Origin of the sequence: Streptomyces sp. NPDC060031 (assembly GCF_042736805.1) — a bacterium.
Lineage (GTDB): Bacteria > Actinomycetota > Actinomycetes > Streptomycetales > Streptomycetaceae > Streptomyces.
On record NZ_JBHWVM010000117.1, the window covers coordinates 1 to 20,817 of the forward strand.

12 protein-coding genes are annotated in these 20,817 nt (G+C 71.8%); 1 reads left to right on the plus strand and 11 read right to left on the minus strand.

Going from position 1 to position 20,817, the window contains the following annotated elements; translation table 11 throughout:
* The coding region (locus ACFWB8_RS33145; protein WP_385235675.1) for a hypothetical protein at window positions 1–291 on the plus strand (291 nt) is incomplete at its 5' end.
* Here ACFWB8_RS33145 and ACFWB8_RS33150 read toward each other — a convergent pair.
* From ACFWB8_RS33150 to ACFWB8_RS33200, 11 genes are all read right to left on the minus strand, one after another.
* Complete coding sequence (locus ACFWB8_RS33150; RefSeq protein ID WP_385235679.1) at window positions 264–1,055, minus strand: terpene synthase family protein; 792 nt, start codon at window positions 1,053–1,055, stop codon at window positions 264–266. The two genes, ACFWB8_RS33145 and ACFWB8_RS33150, sit on opposite strands and share 28 nt — an antisense overlap.
* A 48-nt stretch (window positions 1,056–1,103) precedes the next feature.
* Window positions 1,104–1,271: a hypothetical protein gene (locus ACFWB8_RS33155; protein ID WP_385235682.1), complete on the minus strand. Its 168-nt coding sequence runs from the start codon at window positions 1,269–1,271 to the stop codon at window positions 1,104–1,106.
* Window positions 1,272–1,600: 329 nt separating this feature from the next.
* On the minus strand, window positions 1,601–1,885 hold the full coding sequence (locus ACFWB8_RS33160) for a hypothetical protein (protein WP_385235685.1): 285 nt from the start codon (window positions 1,883–1,885) through the stop codon (window positions 1,601–1,603).
* 34 nt (window positions 1,886–1,919) lie between these two features.
* Window positions 1,920–2,777: an FAD-dependent oxidoreductase gene (locus tag ACFWB8_RS33165; RefSeq protein WP_385235688.1), complete on the minus strand. Its 858-nt coding sequence runs from the start codon at window positions 2,775–2,777 to the stop codon at window positions 1,920–1,922.
* A 195-nt stretch (window positions 2,778–2,972) separates the two neighbouring features.
* Complete coding sequence (locus ACFWB8_RS33170) at window positions 2,973–4,421, minus strand: hypothetical protein (protein ID WP_385235691.1); 1,449 nt, start codon at window positions 4,419–4,421, stop codon at window positions 2,973–2,975.
* A complete protein-coding gene (locus ACFWB8_RS33175) occupies window positions 4,418–7,603 on the minus strand; it encodes a hypothetical protein (RefSeq protein ID WP_385235694.1) in 3,186 nt (1,061 codons plus the stop codon). The genes ACFWB8_RS33170 and ACFWB8_RS33175 overlap by 4 nt, the downstream gene beginning before the upstream one ends.
* A 145-nt stretch (window positions 7,604–7,748) precedes the next feature.
* Entirely contained in the window at window positions 7,749–16,499 is an 8,751-nt protein-coding gene (locus ACFWB8_RS33180) for a toxin glutamine deamidase domain-containing protein (RefSeq protein WP_385235697.1), read from the minus strand.
* 6 nt (window positions 16,500–16,505) lie between these two features.
* Window positions 16,506–16,826, minus strand: a complete 321-nt coding sequence (locus ACFWB8_RS33185) for a hypothetical protein (protein ID WP_385235700.1) — start codon at window positions 16,824–16,826, stop codon at window positions 16,506–16,508.
* Complete coding sequence (locus ACFWB8_RS33190) at window positions 16,823–17,287, minus strand: YbaB/EbfC family nucleoid-associated protein (RefSeq protein ID WP_385235703.1); 465 nt, start codon at window positions 17,285–17,287, stop codon at window positions 16,823–16,825. Before ACFWB8_RS33190 ends, ACFWB8_RS33185 begins: the two co-directional genes overlap by 4 nt.
* 62 nt (window positions 17,288–17,349) lie before the next feature.
* Window positions 17,350–20,193, minus strand: a complete 2,844-nt coding sequence (locus tag ACFWB8_RS33195) for an AAWKG family protein (protein ID WP_385235706.1) — start codon at window positions 20,191–20,193, stop codon at window positions 17,350–17,352.
* Between the two features lie 85 nt (window positions 20,194–20,278).
* Window positions 20,279–20,817, minus strand: a 539-nt coding sequence (locus ACFWB8_RS33200) for a type VII secretion system-associated protein (protein ID WP_385235709.1), incomplete at its 5' end; no start/stop codon positions are given.

The window sequence follows — 20,817 nt, forward strand, 5'->3', positions numbered from 1 at the left end:
CGGTCAGGGTGGCGGCCCGCACTGCTGCGCCGGTCAGCGGTTCTTGCCGCAGGGACCGGTTACCGGTGGATCACCGCGCACGGCTCCCCTTGCACGGTGTTGAACTCGACGCACAACCGCGTGCCGTGGGCGAACTTCTTCCCGCTCTTCCACTTCCAGCCGACCATGGAGATCTTGGTCAGCGCCGCGCTCACCGGGGTCGCGTCCTTCCACCCGGTCAGCGTCGACCGGTTCCCGTCCGGGTCGTACGTGCGGGGCCTGGACTACGCCCCCAGGACCTCGTCGAAGTAGCCGGGCCCGGTGATGGGGATGATGCGAAGTGCGCTGGTGTAGCGGCGCGTCTGGGTCTGCCAGGCGTGGTAGCCGCTCATCCAGGTCCCCATGACCTCGACATACATGGCCACAGCGGTTCGCTCCGGTCCGGTGAGACCGAGCTGCAGACACATGGCCGGGACCTGGCGGGCAAGTTCCTGAAACCGTTCGACGCGCGCGTCGACTTCTCGTCGGGCGGTCGTGATCGCTTCGTCGCGGGTACACGGTCGGGCGTGTTCGAGGACGAGGACGAGGTTGTCCATGTCGCCGCGGGCTTCCTCTTTCTCCAGCGAGTACACGTCGTTGCACATCATGGGGACGTCGACGGCGATGTCGCGCATGATGCGCAGCTGGGGACTGTGGAAGGCGGCGGCGGGGACGTTGATGCCGGCGGCGCGCTCGGCGAGGGAGATGGTGAGGGCGGTACCGGCTATGCCGCGGCGGACTTGGAGGTAGGTGTCCATGTCGCCGGGGGTGCCACGAAGCCGTCCTATGGCCTCGTGGGCCTGGGTGGCGAAGTAGTACTCCCACTCGTGCGCCGTCCGCGCTACCCAGCCCGGGTGCGCGCCGTCGGCGCTGCGGGCCCAAAGGTCGGCGAACGCCACCGAGCATGCATCCGCCCCCGGGGCGGGGGCGGCGCCGTGCACGATGTCGATCAGTTGCTGGCACACGGTCGCGGCGCGCGCGGGGTCCTGACCGAGGGGACCGTCAAACTGGTCATCGAAGACGAAGAAGAACGCCATCGCGTCCGCGCACAAGTCCAGCGCCGGGCCGTGAGTGTAGGGGAATCCCTATGCGGCCAGGAGCGGCATGTCCCACGACGCGTACCACTCCAGCGAGCGGCCCTCCCCGACAAGACCCATACGCCGCACCCACGCCAGATTGCGCTGCCGCGATCCCTCCAGATCCGGGCTGAGGAAGCTCGGGAAGGGGAGGTGGAACTCGATGTCCTGTGGCACGTGTCCTCCGTGAAACGAGCTGGTCACAGCCGGGTGGAGTCCCCACCAGCTTCCGATACGGAGTTCACGATCTCCCGGTTCCGCAGCGTGACGAAGCTGGCTATCAGCCAGATAGTGGCCGGTATCCACCGGCGTTGACCACGAGCCTGTGGGCGACGAGCTTGGATGTGTCACCGGCGACGCGCATCCAGCTCCTGTCGCACGTGCTTGCCACCCGTACCGGGGCTGAGCTGTAGAAATGCACCGGACGTCACTCACGCCCGATGTGCGGGCCGCCACCCGGTCAGGGTGGCGGCCCGCACGTCAGCGGTTGTTGCCGCAGGGACCGGTTACCGGTGGATCACAGCGCACGGCTCCCCCTGCACGATGTTGAACTCGACGCACAACCGAGTGCCGTGGGCGAACTTCTTCCCGCCCTTCCACTTCCAGCCGACCATGGAGATCTTGGTCAGGGCCGCGCTCACCGGGGTTGCGTCCTTCCACCCGGTCAGGTTCGAGCGGTACCCGTCCGGGGTGTACGTGATCAGACGGGCGCGCACCCCGGTCCCGTGGCCTTCCATGCGGGCGCCCACGTCATCGCACCGCACGGCGTAGACGGTGTCCCCGGACCGCACGACACAACGGACGCCGAGCGGCCCCGGGAACCGCCTACACGCACCGCCGCTGGCCCACCACCGTGGCGACCCAGGCGTCGAGCAGTTTCACCTCGTCCCAGGAGGTGACGGCGTCGCTCCGGTCGGCCAGCCACGGGGCCGCGGCCGTGAAGCGGGTCATGAAACGCTCCAGGCCCTCGGCGCGGCGCTCGGCGTCGGTTCCCTTGGGGATGAGGGCGGCGCACTGCCAGTAGTCGCCGCGGTCGATGAGCGCGGTGAAGAACCTGTCGCCCAGGGCGCCCACGAGTCCGCTGGGGTCGTCCTCACGGCGCGGCAGGCGGAACCACCAGGCGTCCATGGGGCACGCGAAGTCTTCCAGGCCGAGTTCCGGCAGCGTCCTGGCCAGTGAGCCACGGCCGTCGCAGGCCACGGTCAAGGTGGCTCTCAGCTCGCCGGCGGAGCCGTCCGCGGTGCGGTAGCGCACGCCCGTGACCCGTCCCCGCTCGACGAGGAAGGAGGTCGCTTCGGTGTCCATGCGCAGGTGGAAGGAGGGTTCGCGGGCCGCCTCGTCGGCGAGGAGGTCGAGCAGGTCCCACTGGGGCACCATCGCGATGTAGTTGTACTTCCCGTGCAGCGCCCCGATGTTCCCGACCGTGACCAGGGACCGGTCCGGCCCGAGGGGCAGCTGAACCGAGGTCACCGGGCGCTGCGGCAGCCGGGCGAAGCGTTCGGCGAGGCCGATGTCGTCCAGCAGCGACAGGGTGGAGGGGTGCACGGTGTCCCCGCGGAAGTCGCGCAGGAAGTCGCCGTGCTTCTCCAGCACCGTCACCTCCACACCGGCCCGGGCCAGCAGGAGCGCCAGCACCATTCCGGCGGGCCCGCCGCCCACCACGCAGCACGTCGTGCGCTCCACGGCAACCACTCCCTTCTCGGGGCCGGATGACTCCCTGATCGCCTGACTCCCAAGGGACGTGTACCCCACCGGGGGCGCCGGGCCCGGTAACGGCGGCGACCGGGCGGCCCGTGGCACCGGTTTGTACGTCGGGCCGGGGCGGGACTCCCGTCCGCGTCCCCGGCCCGCGTACGGCCGGTGGTGGCCGGCGGGCGGTCACTTGCCCCGGCAGTCGACCTTCGCCTGGGCGACGGCGATGTGCCGGTTCACATTGCCGCTGCCCCAGTCGATGCCCCGGTTGTCCAGGGACAGTTCGATCTTGGCGGACGAGATGTCGAACGAACCGCCGTTGACCCACTTGCCGGTGTTCGAGTCCTGGTCGATCGAGAAGGAGCCGAGGGTCCCGTTCGAGCCGCGGACCGTGTAGCGGGCCGGGTTCCCGCCGACCATGGTGTTGTCTCCGGAGCCCGGGATGTACACGTAGACGGTGCACTTCCCGGACTGCACCGGGCCGGTGGAGAACTCCCACTTGGCGTACTGGCTGCTGTCCGCCTTCGTGGCCGAGCCGCTCATGGGCATGGCGAGGAAGTCGCCGTCGCAGCCGTTGCTCTTCCAGCCGCTGGTGCCGTACCGCCAGCCCTTGTCCCCGTTCTTGTACTGGTCGTTGACGCTGAAGCCGCCGCTGCCGCAGCCCGGTCCCACCAGCTTGCTGAACTCGGGCACGGCGGCGGGGGCCGGCTTCGCGGGGGCGACGGGGGCCACCGGGTCGGCCTTGCCGGGCGTGCCGCTGCCGGGGTTGGTGCTGCCGGAGTTGGTGCCCGCGCCGCCCGCGCCCGGCTGCCCGGCGCCCTGCTGGGACTGCGGGTTCGCCTCGCCGCCCTGTCCGACGGGCGCGTTGCCCTGGGGTGCGCCGTTCGGCGGGGCGCCGAAGGGCAGGGCGCCGCCGGCAGCGGCGCCGCTCGGGTCCGTCGACGGTGCGCCCGGCTGGGTGCCCGGCGCGGCCAGGGGCTGCGTACCGGGCACCAGGCCCGGCAGCGAACCGTCCGGGCCGATGGGGCTGCCGTCCGCCCGGTGGGTGGCGGCCGCGCCGGATGCCTCGTCAGAACCGGATATGAGGAACGGCACCGCGATCAGCAGTACACCCGCCACCGCGGCCGCCGCCAGCATGGGCTTGCCCGGACGGCCGGGCACCGAGGCCAGCAGACCGCGCGGCCCGGAGCCGGAACCGCCCGTGCTCGCCGCCGCGGCGGTGGTGGCGGTGGCCGTGGCTTCCGCTGCTGCTTCCGGGTCGGCTCCGGCCGCGGCTTCGGGGGCCGTTTCCGCCGCTGCTTCGGCCTCGGCTTCGGGGGCCGTTTCCGCCGCTGCCTCGGGGGCGGCTTCGGGTTCCGGCTCGGGCATCGGCATGGCCGCGGCAACGGGGTCTGCCGCGACGGCCACCGCTGCGGCGGCCGGGGCCGGGGCCGCGGGGGTTTCCTCGGCGGCCGCGCTCTCGGTTGCGGTGGCCGTGGCGCCCGCGGCCGCGGTGGCCGCTGCCGCGGCTGCCGGTCGGGCCGCGACGGGGAGGGCCCCCGCGCCCGGTTCGCCGCTGACCACGGGCAGCGCGGCTGCGTGGAGTACCGCGTCTCCTCCGGTCGTCCCGGGGCGACCGCCTGCGGATGGTGTCATGGTGATGGCCTGCTTTCCACGGTGATCGAAGGCGCCGACGCGGTGGCCGGTCCTGTGGGGAGGTACGCGCCCAGCTGACCTGTGCAGTGCTGTGGCCAGGCTCGGGTGGATGAGGGGACTCCGGTTCCGCGGAGTGCCGCCTCCTCCAGCCGGAGGAGGGCTTCGGCGGCGGGGAGGTGGCGTCCGGAGCCGAGGGCGCCGGACGGGGTTTCGTTGAGCAGCAGCCGGCCGGGGAGTTCGCCGGTCGCCGCGTGCACGGCGCACACGTACAGCCGGGTGCCGGGCAGGATGACGATCCGCTCGGGCGTGCCGGAGGCGTCCGTGCCGCCGAGGAGGGCGCCGGTGCGGCGTCCCGAGGTGGTGCGGACTGCGTACCGGCCGGCCTCCAGCGGCAGCAGCTGTTCGGCCGTGGCCGCGGGGAGCGCGCCGACGGGCTCCTGGACCAGGATCCAACCGCCCGGCTCCTCCTGGGCGGACGGGTCGGTGCCCGGCTCCCAGGCGCGCAGCACCGGGCCCCGGAAGGCGGGGAGACGGCGCAGGCCTGCGGTCAGGCAGGCCCAGTACGCCGCCGTGGCCGGGTCGCCGTGCCGCATGCCGTGCCGCAGTGCCGCCGCTCCGAAGGGGTCCTCGTCCCCGGACGACAGATACAGGTGCGCCGCCACCAGTTCGGCCCGGGCCGCGTCCTCGTCCTTCGTCCGCAGCGCGGGCATCCGGACCATCGCGCGGGAGACCGCTCCCGCGTGCCGCTCCCAATGCCCCCCGACCGACTCGCGGAACGCGCGCCGATGGTCGGACGTGCACTCCGGAACGGTCCAGCCCGCGGGCACTGACGGCTGCCCGACCGAGCCAGGCACCGGCCCGGAAGCACTGCTGACGGCGAAGGACGGCGGCCGGGACCCGGCGGCCAGGCCCTCCACCCCGGGCACGGAAGGCTTCCCGACCGAGCCGGACACCGGTCCGGAGGCACTGCTGACGGCGAAGGACGGCTGCCGGGGCCCGGCGGCCGGGCCCTCGGACACCAGAGGATCCGCGTGCGGGAGAACCTGCGGGGTCGCCAGCACCGGTTCGAGCGATGCCCCTGCGCACAACACCCGCGGCACGAGCACCTGTTGTGCCCCGAGGACCGCAGCCTCGGGCGGGCCCGTCCTCGCGACCGGGGGCTCCCCGTGCGAGGGCGGGGCCGCCGGCTGGCCCGGGTTCGGGGCCGAGTTCGGGGCCGCAGGCTCCGACTGCAAGCGCGTGGCAGCCGACTGGTCCGGGCCACTTCCCCCGTCCGGGGCCGGGGTTGGCAGCGGCGCCGGCAGCCAGTCGAGGTCCGCGGCCGAGGCCGTGACCATCGCCGTGGGGGCCGGACCCCCCGTCGGAACGAGCGCCCGAACCGATTCCGAGGCCGGCACCCCCCGCTCCGTGTCCCCATCCGGACGAGAAGCCGGTCCATCCCCTTGCCCCGGTACGGTCCCAAGGGCCGACCCAGCACCGGACACCGGCACCGCGGTCGCGTCCGGGTCCGGGTCCGCGGCCAGACCGGAGTCCAAGTCCCCGGCTGAAGCCAAGTCCGAGGCCGCACCCGAACCGGGGGCCGAGCCCGGGGTGAGGGCCGAAGCCGCATCCGGAGCCGACGCCATGGCCGGGATCGGGGCCGAAGGCGGGGTCGGGGCAGGCGGCATGGGCGGGGGTGGGGTGAAGGAGACGTGGCGGGAGGAGGTGAGGCGGTGGAGGGCTTGGTGGTCGCGGGGGTGTAGGGGGGCTTCCAGGGTCAGGACCGCGCAGGCGAGGAACTCCGGGTCCAGTGCGTCCAGTACGTCGGTCAGGACCGGCCAGAAGGTCGGGTCCTGGGCCGCGCCCGGGCTGGTGCTCGCGCCCGCGACGACGAGCACCGGCGCCGCGGAGTCCACCGGGCGGGTGTCCCAGCCCTCCGGCAGCGGCGTGTCGGTCGCGCCGAACCACAGCCCCCAGCGGGTGAGGCGGACCTGCCAGCCGTCGCCGAGGTCGAGCCCCGCGTCGGGAGTGGGACGGGACGCATGGACGGGCGGGTTGCGCCAGGCCATGGGGTCGTCCGCCGGGCGGCTGCCGTCCTCCCCCACGGGCCGGCAGGACACCGATTCCACGAACGGCCGCCACCGGCCGGAGACCAGCATCTGCGTGCTCCGGGCCGTGGCGAGCGGCAGGCCGGTGAGCACCTCGACCTCGCAGTCCAGCAGGTCCGCGACCGCGTGGGCCGTGGGGAGCAGGTCGCGGTCGTCGGCCGGAGCCAGCCGCAGGGTACGGCGGGACCCGGCCGGCAGGGCGGTCAGGAGTGCGGCGACGTCCTCGGCCGGTACCGGCTCGTGGTCCGGGCTGCCGACCAGCAGGCTGGGGCGGTCCGGGTCGGCCGGTACGGCGAAGGCCAGGTCTCCCGGCGCCGGGGCGGGGGCCCGGAGCGGACGCAGCAGCAGTCCCGCGGGGATCTGTTCCGCGACGCTGTCGCCGACCTGCCGGGTCCCGATGCGGGCGATGGCCGGCTGCCAGGCGGGGGCGGGGTGGCGCTGCCCGAGCGCGGTGGGCGGCCGGTCGGGTTCGCAACTCCACCAGCCGCTGCCGGCGGTGTCCGGTGCGGGGACGAACAGCGTGCCGCCGGGCGTGACGACGGCCGCGGCGTCGGGCGCCACGACGGTGATCCGCCAGGCGTCGGCGAGCTGTTGGGCGAGGGAGCCCTGGTCCCGCTGCCCGGCCGCCGCCCCGGACATGACGAGCCGCACGGCGCCGGGCTCCGGCCCGTCGGAGCCGTCGCCGGGCTCCGTCAGCCGGCGCAACTCCGCGCCCAGCGCGGGCCACAGGAAGTCGGCCGCGGCATCGGACACCGCGACCAGCAGCGTGGGCAGTCCGGGCACCGGTGCCACGCGGGCCGCGAGCGCGCGCAGCGCCTCGGTCTGCTCGGCGGGCGCGCCCGGGTCGCAGAGCAGCACCGTGTCACCGAGCCGGTGCGTTCCGGGCAGGTCCGCGCCCGGACCGCCGACGCCCTCGCGGAACTCACCGAACTCGCCGACGGCCCCGACTGCCCCGTCGGCCCCGACTGCCCCGTCGGCCCCGTCGGCCCCGTCGGACTCCGCCGGGCGTCCGATCGACGCCGGCGGTACGGTCTGCGGCCGGCCGGCGGCGGCCGGGGCGAGCCAGCGCGGCAGCACGGAGCGTCGCCGCGTCATGCGGTGCCCCGCCGTTCGGCGTGCGGGGGGTGGCCGGTCGTCATGCGGGAAGTTCCGATTCGTTCAAGTGAGCACGGGGGGTACGAGGGGTACGGGGGGTATGGGGGATACGGGCGCCGCGGCGCCCAGGCTGCGTCTGCGGGCCTCAGAACTCGACCGCCTTGATCAGCTCGTACCGCGTATCGACCGACTCGCCGTTGATCCTGCGCGTCTCCTTCACCCATTGCCGGTGGACGATCCGGAACGTCGCCCCCGGCATGAGGAGGATCTCCTCCTCGCCCATGCCCTGCGAGAAGATGGAGATGTCCCGGCCGTTGACCCCGGTCAGCGCCAGTTCCAACAGCACGGGGTGGGTCCCCGGGGTCTCGATGAACCTCCCGGTGAAGCCGTGGGCGACGGACCACTTCGTACTGGTGCTGGCGAAGGTGTTGTAGGTGATCGTGTCGCCGGAGTAGGTGAACGGCATCATCCGCACCAGGCCGTCGGGCATCGCGGTGCCACCCGCCGCCCAGTCACCGCGCCACGCCGTGCGCGCGGTGACCGGCGGCAGGGCGCGCAGGGCGTCGGCGAGCATGTCGGCGTGCCATTTGGCCTCGTCGAGCACCCTCGGGAGCATCGTTTCGATGCGGCCGTGCAGGTCCGTCTTGATCTCCTGCCTCCTGGTGGCAGCCAGGCCCGGCGTCTTGTACTCCTCGAGGAGGGCGTGGACTTCGGGGTCAGCGAAGAACAACTTCGCTTCCTCGTCCGGTTTGTTGGCCAGCCGGAGGTCCAGTTGCGTACGCAGTTCTCTCGCCACGGCTCGCGCGGCGGTGTCCACGGGGAGGTTGGCGTCGATGCCCCGGGTCCGCTCGACCACCATGTTGATCAGCTTGTGGTCGCTGCCCGTGTAGACGAGCAGCGCCCGCAGGTGGGCCTCGGTGAAGGTGTCGCGCAGCTCACGGGCGGTGATGTTGTTCGTCCGGAGCCAGTCGGTGACGGAGCGGAGGTTGGCCGTCTTCGGGGCCATCTCCTCCTGCTCCAGCGAACGCATCAGGTTGTAGGAGGTCAGGCGCAGGTCCCGGTAGGCGGCCATCGACATGAAGCCGCCGTCGGCGATGTCCCGGCTGCCGCGCTCCCGGTAGAGGTATTCGTGCGGCAGCAGTCCGTGGAGTCTGCGTACGGCCGTGTTCCTCGCCTCCTCGTCGAGGCGTTCGTCCGTGTCCCAGGTCGTATCCATGTTGGCCCGTGCCCGCCTGGCCTTCTCCCACTCCGGGTAGTCGTGCAGCTCCTCCCGAGCGCCGGTGAGCTTGCGCAGGTTCGGCAGGTCGAACTCCGGTCCGAGGGCGCCGAGGCTGCGGTACATGGAGGCCGCGTCGGTCAGGTCGAACTTCTTGCCGCCGACCCCCTCGAATCCGGCCATCTGTGCGCCGCGCAGGATCTCGTACAGCGAGTGGTCGTTGTGCAGACCCATCCATCCGATGAGCCCGATGACGAAGTCCGCCTGGGTGGCTTCGGGGATGTTGAGCCACTGGAAGGCGCTGAGCATGCGCGTGGTGGTCCCGGACAGTCCGGCGACCGTGGGGTTTCCCTTTTCGGCCATGGACCGCGACCAAGGCCTGGTCTCGTCCAGGGTGAACCGCGCTCCACCCTCGATGAAGCGCAGCGGGCCCCCCGGCGCCTCGGGCGAGAAGTTGACCAGGCCGCCCATCTCGGTGATCACGAAGACCTCGCCGTCCGCGCCGTGCTTCACGCTCACCGCACCGGGCCGCTTCATGAGCTCGGCCTCGTTCACGCGGCCGTCCGCGCCCCGGGGCACCTCCGCGTCGGGGATCTGCGTGTAGTGCAGACCGAGCGTCAGCGCCACGTCCTGGTGTTCCAGGAGGAACGCCAACTCGCGTGCGCTCAGCTCGGCTTCGTGATCGCGCAGCGTCTGACGGTTGATCTTGTCCGGCGTCACCAACTGCTGATACGTCTCGCGCGGTGCCCGGTAGGCCTGGCTGCGGACCATTTCCATGAGGTCTCCGGAACCCTTGCTCTGGAAGGGGATCAGGTTTCCCAGAGCGAAGGGGTCACAGGCGACGAGATGGGCGTGTGCGGGGCGGACAGTCCCCACGACGGAGCGAACCGTCTTCGGCAGCGTCCCGGACATGTAGCTCTCGTACCTCTGCAGGGCGCCCACGTCGAGCCCCAGCCGCGCCGCCGCGTCCCAGTCCTGGTTTTCCATGATTTCGGACAGGGCCCGCTTGAATCCGCGGTCCTCCGCGACCTCGACGGACCCTTCCTTGCCCGGCGCCTGGTAGTAGGCGGCGTTGTAGAAGGCGGTGAACTTCTCGCGCGGGTTGCCGCTGACGAGCATCTCCTTGATGTCCTGCGCAGTGAGTCCGGAGTGCTTGACCTGGCCGGCGCTGGTGGGGTCGTCGTTGAGGAAGGCCTGCAGTGCGGGCGAGTTCCCGTCGGCGTCGAGCGGGTGGGCGTAGTAGACGTCGAGGACCGCCTGGAGTTTGCCGAGTGCCAGGGTGACGGCGGAGTCGGCGCGGTCGCTCAGGCGGTAGGCGTGGGCGGAGACCAGCCTTTCGAAGTGCCGGGCCTCCGCGTTCCACTCGGGTCGGTCGACGGCGGGTCGCTTCGGGAAGATCCGGGGCAGGCCGGCTCCGTCCAGACCGGGCAGCATGCCGAACTCGTGGGCGGGGCCGCCCGTTTCGCCGTCGTGGTAGAGGGCCTCGTCGTAGCGCCCGTCGCCCCTGAGCATGTCGCCGTCGGCGGCTCGTACGTGGGCCCACACGCTGGAGCGCGCGTCCGGGTCCGGGAACAGGTGCGGGGCCGGTTCGGCGGCGTCCCGGATGTCGTGCTGCTGCGGGTCGATCAGCTCCACCCGGCCGTCCGCGCCGTGCAGCAGCGTGACGGCGTGACCGACGCGTCCGCTCTCGGCGACGAGCACCAGGGCGCGGGTGCCGGGGCCGCCTTCGCGGACCAGGTCGAGGACACGCTCCAGGCCTTGGTGGCCCTCGCCGTAGTGCCAGGCGGGCCCCTGTGACTTGCCCAACTCCCAGACGGCGTGCCGCTCGGGGCTCGCGCCGGGGATGGATCCGGCGGCGCGGGGCGCCCCGTCGAGGGTGTCCCACAGGGCGAGGTTGGACTCCAGGCAGTTCGTGCGGCCCTCGGTGGGGTCGACCAGCCGCAGCAGGCCGGTGGTGACGGGCGGGCGCTCGCCCGCCTCGAGATCCAGCGCCCGGACGTGCTCTACGACGGCCCGGTGCTGCTCCGGCGTGGGCGGTACGAGGCCGCGGCCGGTCAGCGCCCGGTCCCCGCCGGGGGCGTCGGTGTGCGGGCGCTTGGCGGGGTTCGGGTCCTCGGGCTCGGGGCTGCGCGGGCGCCGTACGCCGCCGTCTCCCGTGCCGGCGTCGGGGGTGGCTTCCGCGCCACCGATGATGGCGCGGAACACGTCGTCCGCGAGCGAGGCGACCGGGTCGGGGGCCGGGTCGGGGGCCGGAGACCGCGGCGGCGGCGCCGCGGACACGGGGGACTGCGGCGTCGGGGTCTGCGGCACCGGGGACTCCGGCGTCGGCGAACCGGCCGCCGGGGATGCGGGCGTCGGCGCGTGTGGAGCCTCGGCGCCATCGCTCGCGCCGGGCAGCTCGGAGGAGAGCGTGCTCATGTTCCAGGCGCTGCCGAGCTGCGGGCCGGCCGGCGCGTGGGCCGCGGGGGGCAGGTCGTACAGGCCCATGTCGAGGGTGTTCAGCCGGTCGAGCTCGTGGAACTCCATCCGCTCCGTCGGAGGCCTGAGCCCACCCCGCGCGCCGGCGAATCGGGGGTTCTCGTCGGCCACGTGGACGGCGCGTATGGCCCCGGCGTCCTTGGGGGCCTCGGGGACGGCACGGTGGTCGGTGGCGTCGTTGTAGATGGCGATGCCGCCCGGGCGCAGCACGGACCCCGTCAGCACGGCTCCGTGCGCCAGCAGGATCTGCACATCGGACGCCGGGGGCCTGGCGTCGGGCGCGACACCGGCGGGGCGCAGTTCCCTGACCGCACGCTGCATCATGTGGTCGAGGCAGATCTCGACCGTGATCCTGCGGTTGCCGACGTTGAAGGTCGTGGAGTCGCCGACCTGGTCGCCCGCCGCGTTGAAGGCCCGCTGCTGCCGGTCTCCCAGCCCCTTCGCCTCCTCCAGCACGACCCCGGAGAGCTTCGCCCTGGCGGCGGAGTCCGGTGAGTAGCCGGCGACGTCGGAGCCTTCCCTCTTCTTCGTCGTCTCGTGGACCAGGCGGCCGTTCAGGGCTGCCGAGGTGCCGGCCTTGATCACCGTGTCGGTTCCCTGCGGCTCGGACCACACCGTCGACCCCGGAACGATGAGCAGGCCCGGCGTCCGGGCGCTCAGATTGACCGCAGCGGTGACGATCATCTCCTTCTCGCCCCGGGTGAAGGGGATTTCGGGTCGCTTGAAGTACCACTCCGGCGCCGTGAAGAAGCCCAGCAGGCCGTCCGGGTTCTCCTGCGCCTGGCGAACGGCGTCGAACTGGGCGTAGGCCTGGTCGACCCGGAGCTCCAACATCCTGATGCGGACGTCCACTTCGGTGGCCGTCGGCGGCAGCTGCGACCGCGCCGCCTCGTACTCCTGCCGCGACTCGGCAAGGAACTCGCCCTTGGTGTCGGTCAGCGCGCCGGCCGAGTAGACCGCGACCCGGTCGTACGACGCGTCGGGCAGCGGCGTGCCGAATCCGGGAACGCGACCGCGTGCCTCCATGGTGAGCCGTTGGCGTTCCGCGTCGACCGACCGGTGCAGGGACTCGACCGCGGCCGCCCGGTCGCTGCTTATCTCGGCCCCCGTGAAGGCCTGCTTGTCCCGCTTCCAGCCCTCGATCGCGTCCTGCAGCGCGCCCAGGGAGGCGAGGTGTCCCTCGGGGGCGGTGCGGTGGTGGACGGCGAGGGCGGTGTCGATGGCGGCGAGCTTCTCCGACCGGGAGGAGAAGGCCCGGCCCGATGCCTTCGCCCATTCCTTGGAGTCGGGCAGTTCCTGCTGCCATCGGCTCCCGTCGTGCGTCACGCCGAGCTGTCCCCCGGCGTCGGAGGACAGCGCCTGCGCGCCCGAGTCGGCGTGCTCGCCGGTCGTGGGCAGGTACTCCAGGCGGTCCGGGCTGGGCGGGAGGTCGGCGAGCCGTCCGGTCTGGCCGTCGAGGAAGACCACGTTCTCGCCGTCGTGCACCACGTTGAAGACGTGGGCGACCGCGTCACCGCCGGTGCCCACCACGACCATGCCCCGGGTGCCGGGGCCGGCCGCGTGCACCATCGCCGCGAGATCCGCGTACGTCGGCACGGTCAGCGGCGGCCGGTCCCGGTAGTTGGCCAGGTCCGAGGCGGGGCTGAGCTCACTGGGCGGCGCCTGGTGGCCCACGCCCTCGGCCAGCGACAGGTCGGTGGCGATGGCGGTCAGCAGGCAGTTGGTACGGGCCTGCGCGTCGCTGTCGCGGTACGGGTTCACGTCCCCGAGCCACGGATAGTCCCGGGCGAGCAGCCGCGCCTGCTCCCCCGCCTCCGCCGAGCCGTCGAACACGACCCGGTGGTCGCCGAGGTCCGGTACGGGCCCTTGGCGCCGCGGCCCCGTGCCCAAGAGGTCCGGGGCGGGGCTCGTGGCGCCCTCGCTGCTGGTGGGGACCGGGGTGGGCCGGGCGTTGTCGGCGAGCGCGCCCTTGAGGGTGTCGTGGTAGCCGTCCGAATCCGCGCCGTCTGCCCGCCGGGGGCGCTGCTCCTCGAAGGTCGCCGGGTCGGCCAGCAGGAGCTTGTACGAGCCGAACTCGGCCATGCCGTCGAAGGCCTCGTTCTTGAAGGACTCCCCGAGCGTCTTCCCCTTGACTCCGAGCTCGCCCGTCGGCGCGAGGGAGAACAGTTCGACGTTGCCGGCCCACTCCTTGCGGGCGGCGGAGTTCACGTACCAGTCGACCAGGCCCCGGGGCTGGGCGATCTTCTGGTAAGTGCCCTTGATGTCGCCGGTGTTGATGTGCTGGTGGATCGCGAAGGCCTTGACCGTGACGTCGGTGCGGCCCCGGTCCTTGAAGTACTCGCCGAGCAGCCCCTCGGCGGCGAACAGCGAGCGGCCGAACTGGGTGTAGTCGATCAGGACCAGGTTCTTGCCCGGCGGGACCTCCGGGACGAACTCGTCGAAGTGCGCGAAGAGCATCCCGCGCTGCGCGATCGTCGGAGGAAGCGAGGGCGTGCCGTTCGGCGGGGCCAGGGAGGCCGGGTAGTGGATCGAGGTGACGTCGGACGGTCCGGGGCGGAAGTCCGACAGCGGCATCGAGTGCGCGGGGGCGCCGGCGACCTGGAGCGCGGCGATGACGGCCGCGGGACTGCGACCCAGCCCGAGGTAGACGTAGTCCGTCGGCGGGTACTTCTCCGTGATCTTCTGCGCGAGCTCCGACACGGCTTGGAGCACGTCCGCCTGGCCCGCCTCGTGCTTCGCCACGGACCGCTCCGTCAGTTCCGCGTGGAACTGACGCGCCTGGTCGTGGGCGTAGACGCGGGGTGTGGAGCGGGGGTCGTAGAGGAAGGCGTCGATCTCATCGAACACTCCGCCGCGCTCCAGCACGATGCCCGCATCGGCGAGCCAGCGCTCGACCGACCGGGGGGTCATGCCCACATCGCCCTCGGGCGTGGCGAGCCGGACGTGGTCCGACTCCACGTACGGCTTGTAGACGGCCGGATCGGTCGACAGGTCCCAGCGGCCCGCACCCGTGACCGGAGCCCGATCGGGCGCGGGGGGCGCCTGGGGCGCCGGTACGGGTGTGGGGGCGGGCGGCACCTGCGGGGTGGGTTCGGGAGCGGCGTGCGGGGCGGTGAACGAGGGGGCGGTCCCGAGCATGGTGGGGCCGCCCGTGGCGGCCGGGGAGGCCGAGGGGATCGAGGGGGTCGAGGACGAGGTCGCGACCGGAGCCGGGCCCGTGTCCGCGGTATTCGCAGCCGGGTCCGTGACCGTGGTCGTGGTCGTGTTCGTGGTCGTCTCCGTGACCGTGACCGTCGCCGTGGGCAGGGGCGGTGGTGTGTCGGTCCCGGATCCCACGTCGAGGTACTGGAGCTCGCCGTCGCCGTCCGCGGCCTGGTCCGACTCCGTCTGCGGCCGGACCGGGTCGGTGACCTCCGGTGCGGTGGAGGTGTCCGTCGTGGCGACCTTGGCCGGGGCGCCGTCGCCAGTGGTACGGGACTCGCCCGCGCCCGGGGCCGTACCGGGCGTCGATGCTCCGCCCGGCCGCGGGGCACCACCCGCGGCCGGGGCGCCCGAGGCCGCCGGGGCAGGGGCGGGCGGGGCCGAGGCCGTGCCGATCGGCACCGGCGCGGGAACGGGGACGGGGACGGGGGTGGGAGCGGCGCCGGTGTCCGTCGCCGTGGAGTCCGTATCGGATTCGGCCCCCTTCCAGTACGTGTCCCAGTCCTCGTCCGTCACCTCGTCGATCGGCAGGACGGCGAGGTCCTCGTCGGTGGAGGCGTCCTTCATGGCGGAGCCCGTGTCCGTGTCCGACGCTGTGCCCGTGCCCGTGCCCTCGCCGGCGCCCGTCGGCGTCGGCGCGCCGCTGCCGGAGCCGCCCGCCGCTGCCGGGGTGATCGAACCGGCCTTCGGCGGGCCGCCTTCGAGACCGCCCTTGTCCCCGAAGGCCTTCTCGTGGAGCTTGAGCCCGATGCGTTCGCCGCCGGCCTCCGCCAGGTGCCCGAGCCGTCCGGCGACCACGCCGGACCCGAAGGTCAGCCAGCTGGATTCGAAGTCGTGGTTCTCGCTGAAGATGGCGTTGTAGGTCCCCTCGGCCAGCACCTGCGTCACGCCCTCGGTGAGTCCCTGGCCGAGGTGGTTGCCGAGGCTGCGCAGCAGGTCCCGGGCGAGGTTGTCGGGCAGGCCCCTGGTGAGGGACCTCATCAGGTCGGCGCTGATGATGCCTTCCAGCGAGTCGAGCGTGCCGCGCAGCGACTTGGGCAGCCCGGACTTGCCGAAGTTGTCCAGCAGTTCCTTGGCCCACTTCTCGCCGGCCTCGCGCGCGATCTTCTTCTGGGCGCCGGTGCCCACGTTGTCGGCGAAGGCCTTGCCAACGTCCTTGATGAGCGCGGTCCGTGCAGCACCGCTGAGCGGCCCGTTCCCCCTGGTCAGCGCGGAACCGAGGACGTCTCCGAGGTCCTTGCCCAGGGCCTTGTTGCCGCCGGCCTTGCCGACGATGTTGGCGATGTCCTTCGTGGCGTTCTTCCCGAAGAGCTTCCCGAGCCCCTTGCCGAAGAGCCCGCCCAGGGGGCCCATGGGCACCGCGATGAGGCCCTGGATCGCACCGAACTTCATCGCCTCGATGAGGGAGTTGGTGTCGAACTTGTCGCGGGTGCCCTCCATGAGCTGGATCCACTGGATCATGCTGTCCATGGCTGCGGCCATGCCGACGCTGATGACCTCGTGCATCACGATCATGCCGATGATGCGGGCGATCATGTTCTGCATGAAGAACTTGGCGACCGCCTCCCCCGCCAGGTACTCCAGGATCGAGGCGCCGCCCGTGATGAACGCCAGCGCCAGCGCGATCGCCATCTCCAGCAGCAGCTCGATGCACTGGGCGATGATCATGTACTTGACGTACTGGATCTGGGTCGCGGTTTCCGAGGTGAACTCGGCGATCATGGCGGCCTGGCCCGACATCGCCTTGATGTAGTCGATGCCGTTGCTGTCGATGAAGGGCGCCATGGCGTCCCGGTACTGCTGCGCCGCCGGTCCGCTGAACGAGTTCGCCGTGTAGTTCACACAGTCGTTCAGGACCTGGGGAAGAGCCTCCAGCCGCTTCTGGAGGTCGTGGTGCACCCCGGCGAGCGCGAACATCTTGTCCTCGTTGCCGTCGGGCATCTTCATGCCGGTCAGCACTTCCATGAAGGGGACGATGTCCTTCGGTACCTGGATCGCCATGGGGCGCTACTTCTTCCCGCCGTGGTGGCCGATCGTGTTGTTCACGTTGTTCTGGGTGCGCTGGAACTTGACGGCGCCGTCGAAGACGCTCTGGGCGCTGGCGTCCACGGCGGTCCCGTACGAGACGACCGCGTCCCGCAGCAGGACGCCGGAGACCTCGTACTTCGCGCGGAAGGCCGCACCGATCTCGTCGGTGCCGGCGTACTCCGACCAGCCGTGGGTGCCGTCCCGGAAGTCCGCGATCATGTCGTGGACGTAGGCGGACACGTCGCTGGTCGTGACGGCCCCCGACTTCATGTGGAAGGTCGAGGCGTTGAGCGCGGTCATCGGTGGTCCCTTTCGTCGTCTTCGGTGATCTCGTCGGCGAGCCCGGAGCGGGCTCCCGCCCCGGAGGAGGGCGGCCGCACCGGCGGGGTGGGCAGTCCCTCCTCCTTGAGCGGCCCGAACAGCTTCTCCCAGTCGAGGCCGCCCTCTTCGCCGAGCCGGCGACCGCTGAGCGGCTGGAACGCCTCGAGTACCTGTCGGCGTACCTCCGCACGGGCCTCGGCCATCGTCTGCATCAGGACGGCGGCGAGCTCGGCCGGGGCCAGGGAGCGGTACTTGGCGTTGGGGAAGCGCAGGCCGGTGACGTTTCCCTGGGCGTCGACGGTCACCTCCACCGACCGGTCCTTGGCCGTGGCGGTGACACTGGCCGTCTGGAACTCGCGCTGCAGATCCATGATCTGGGCGCGGCGCTCCTCGAACTCGGCCAGCGACCGCGCGATGCGGTCCTCCATGGGGTTGCCCACGGTGGTTCCTCCTGGGTGCGATGGGGCGTTGGGGTACGGGGTTGCGGGTGCGGGGCTCGTGGTCAGCGGCCGATGACGGCGGGGGCTCCGCCCTCGTCGGTGCCCCACACGTCCTCGTCCGCCGACAGCCAGGTGACGCGCTCGCGTTCGTCGCTCTGGGTGCCGGCGCCGGGGGCTCCGCCGGCGCCGCCGCCCGGCGGCATCATCGGCATCCCGCCCTGTCCAGTGGACGTGGTCGCGGGGCGGGCCCCGGCCGCCAAGGCGGCCTGTTCGGCGGCGGCGAGCGAGCCGGCCGCGCGCGATCCGGCGGATCCGGTGGCCACGGTCCGCCCGGTCGGCAGGGTGCCCGGTTCGGCCAGTGAGCCGGACAGCCGCTGCGCGGAGATGTTCGCCGCCGGGACGGGGCCCGAGGAGTACGAGCCGAGGCCCAGTGTGCTGGGCACCGGTCCGCCGAACCGGTCCGTGCCCAGCGGGTTCTGGGTGATCCGGTTGACGAGGGGCTGGGTGGTGGTCACCCGGCCGTCCGGGGCGGTGCTGTAGGTACTGCCGTCCCGGTAGGTGGTGGTCACCGTGCCGTCGGCCAGCTTCTTCGTGACGGTGCCGTCCGGGTACGTGGTGGTGGTCGAGCCGTCGCTGCCGTGGCGGACGGTGGGGCCGCCGCCCTGCGACCCGCCGTCGGGGTCTCCCAGGCGGGTGGTGGAGGGCGAGCCGGAGGAGTCCTTGGCGGTGAGCGTGCCGTCCGGCTCCAGGACGCTGCTGCTGCCGTCCTTGTAGTGCGTGGTGACCTTGCCGTCCTTGCCGACCTCGGCCGTGCTGCCGTCCGCGTACCGGATCGTCGAGGTGCCGTCCCGCAGGTCGGAGACCGTCCTGGTGCCGTCCGGGTCGGTGGTGGTGACGATGCCCTTGTGCGGATCGACCGTCGTCTTCGTGCCGTTGATGTGCGTCGAGGTGGCGCTGCCGTCGGCGTTGAAGGTCGTGGTGCCGCCGTCGGGGTTGTGGACCACGGTGCCGGGGGCGGGGCGGGTGACCGTGCTGTGGCCGGAGGCGTCCGTGGTGACGAGCTTGCCGTCCTTGGAGTAGGTGGTGCTGCTGCCGTCCTGGAAGTGCGTGGTGGACGTGCCGTCCTTGGTGATGGTGGTGCGGGTGCCGTCCGGGTAGGTGACGGTCTCACTGCCGTCCTTGTGCAGCACGGTGGTGCTGCCGTCGGGGTTGGCGGTGGTGGTCGTGCCGTCCTTGTCGATCGTGGTGGTGGTGCCGTCGGGGAACTTGGTGCTGCGGGAGCCGTCCGACGGGTTGTACGAGGTGATGCTGCCGTCGGGGTTCTTCACCGACCTGGGACCGCCGCCGGGGCCGCCGCCGCCCGGGATGAGGGGGTTCGGGATGGGTATGCGCACCGGCCCGGTGACCGTCTGGCGGCCGTTCGGGTAGGTCGTCACGACCGTGCCGTCGGGCTTGCGGGTGGTCGTGCTGCCGTCCGGGTTGCGGGTGGTGATGCTGCCGTCCGGGTTCTTGACCGGGGGGCCGCCGATGCCGCCGGGCGGGTTGCGGTTGATGCCGTCCCCGACGTTCTTCTTGATGCTGCCCGGTCCGCTGCCGGGCGGGGGTACCGGTCCGCCGCCGCCCGGTCCCTTCTTGTCCTCCATCTCCTTCTGCTTCTCCTCCATTTCCTTCTTCTTGTTCTCCGCCTCGTTCTTCTTGTCCTCGGTCTCCTTCTGCTTCTTGTCGTTCTCCATGTCGGCGGTGAGGGAGCCGATGGTGGCCGGCTTGAAGGCGCCGGCCGTCCCGGAGGTTCCGCTGATGACGCGCTGCCAGACGTCGTTGAGATCCCGGATCAGGAACGCCATCGGGGCGTCCAGCGACTCCTTGACGTTGGCGGTCCACCGGTCGACCGCCTTGTTGGCGATGCTCGTCCAGGTGGCCATCTGGCTGAGGTCCCCCCACGGGGAGGCGGACTTGAAGGCCGTGGTGCTGGTGTAGATGGTGGTGCCGCCGCCTTCGGAGCTGTAGAAGTACTCGGCGTTCACCTGCTTGTAGTTGTTCGCTTCCGTCCACGCCTGGATCTCGTCCAGGAGGTAGTTGGCCGTGAGGGTCTGCAGGTAGTGGACCTTCGTCGTCCCGTCCTTGGCCTTCACATTGGCGATCCACTTGCCCCACAGGTCGTACATTCCCTTTGCGCACGTCACGAGGGCGGTCTGTGCCTTGATCAGGGAATCGCCGTACTGGGTGGTGCTGGTGTATCCACCGGTTCCCGCGCCCGAAGCCGTCCAGCCCGCGGGGTGCAACTGCTTGTCGTAGCCCTGGTACGCCGTGTCGAGGTCGTCGATCAGGTGCCGGAACAGCCCGGCCGCGTTGCCCTGCCAGATCGCGTCCGGCTCGCCGAGGGACTTCGACCACTCGGCGAGGACCGCGGCCTGGTTCTTGAAGAACACCCCCGCCCTGTCGAAGGCCTTGGCGGTCCGCTCGAAGCTCAGGACGTCCACTTCGTTGCCGGGGCTGACCTTGTAGTCCCCGGACGTGAAGCCCTTCGTGGTGTGGGTGTTGCCGATGAGGGTTTCCAGGGCGTGGCCGTAGCCGTGGTTGAAGACGCCCGCCATGCCGGCGTCCCCGAAGTGCTTCCCGCCGTCACCGCTGAAGGGGTAGTCGATGGTGATCGTGTGGATGTTGTACGAGTCGTACTTGCTCCAGACGCCGTCCGGCTCGGAGCAGTAGGCCAGCACGTAGGCGTGTCCGCCGGCGCCCGGCCCGACCGTCGAGGGGGTCCCCTTGGTGATGGAGACCTTCATCCACGGGACTTCCGGGCTGCCGTAGATCTTGAAGACCTCTTCCCTGGTGGGCCCGGAGAAGCCGGTGAGCAGCTTGACCGCGCCCTCCCACGCGTCCTGGTTGCCGGTGAACTGTTCGGCCATGGCTGCGGGACTCCAAAAGAAGGGGGAAGGGGCGGGGCTCGGTCGGCGTCAGCCGGGAAGGGGTGCGGGTGCGGGTGCGGGATGCTCAGGGAGGGGTGACGATGACCGGCGGCGGCTTCGGGGGTGCCTGGGAGGTGAGTTCGCCGTCGACCAGATCCATGATCTGGATGAATTCCGAGCTCTCGATGGACTCCAGGCTGGAGCCCTGGGTGTTCTTGAGCTTCTCCCACGTCTGCTTCAGGTCGGTGCCCATCTTGCCGAAGAGCCTCTCCTGGCCCTCCAGGACGAGGGAGATCGCCTCGGCCGCCTTCTGGGTGTTGGCCCTCATCTGGTGGCCCGCCACGCCCTTGTCCGCCCGGCCCATGAAGCCGATGGTCAGCGGCGGATCCGGCACGGTCAGGTCGGTGTCCCTCAGGTAATCGCTGACGTGCTTCATCGACATGACCTGGTCCGCGCCGGTTCCCTGGTCCTGGGCCATGGCGACGAGCAAGGCGTGGAAGTCCGCGACGTCCTTCTCCTGGAAGTCCTGCAGGGACTGTGCGTCGAGGTGGGTCAGGTTCGACTTGATGACGTACTCCTGTCCTGGGAGGGGTGCGGCGCCGGCTGCCGCGACGGGGGTGCGCC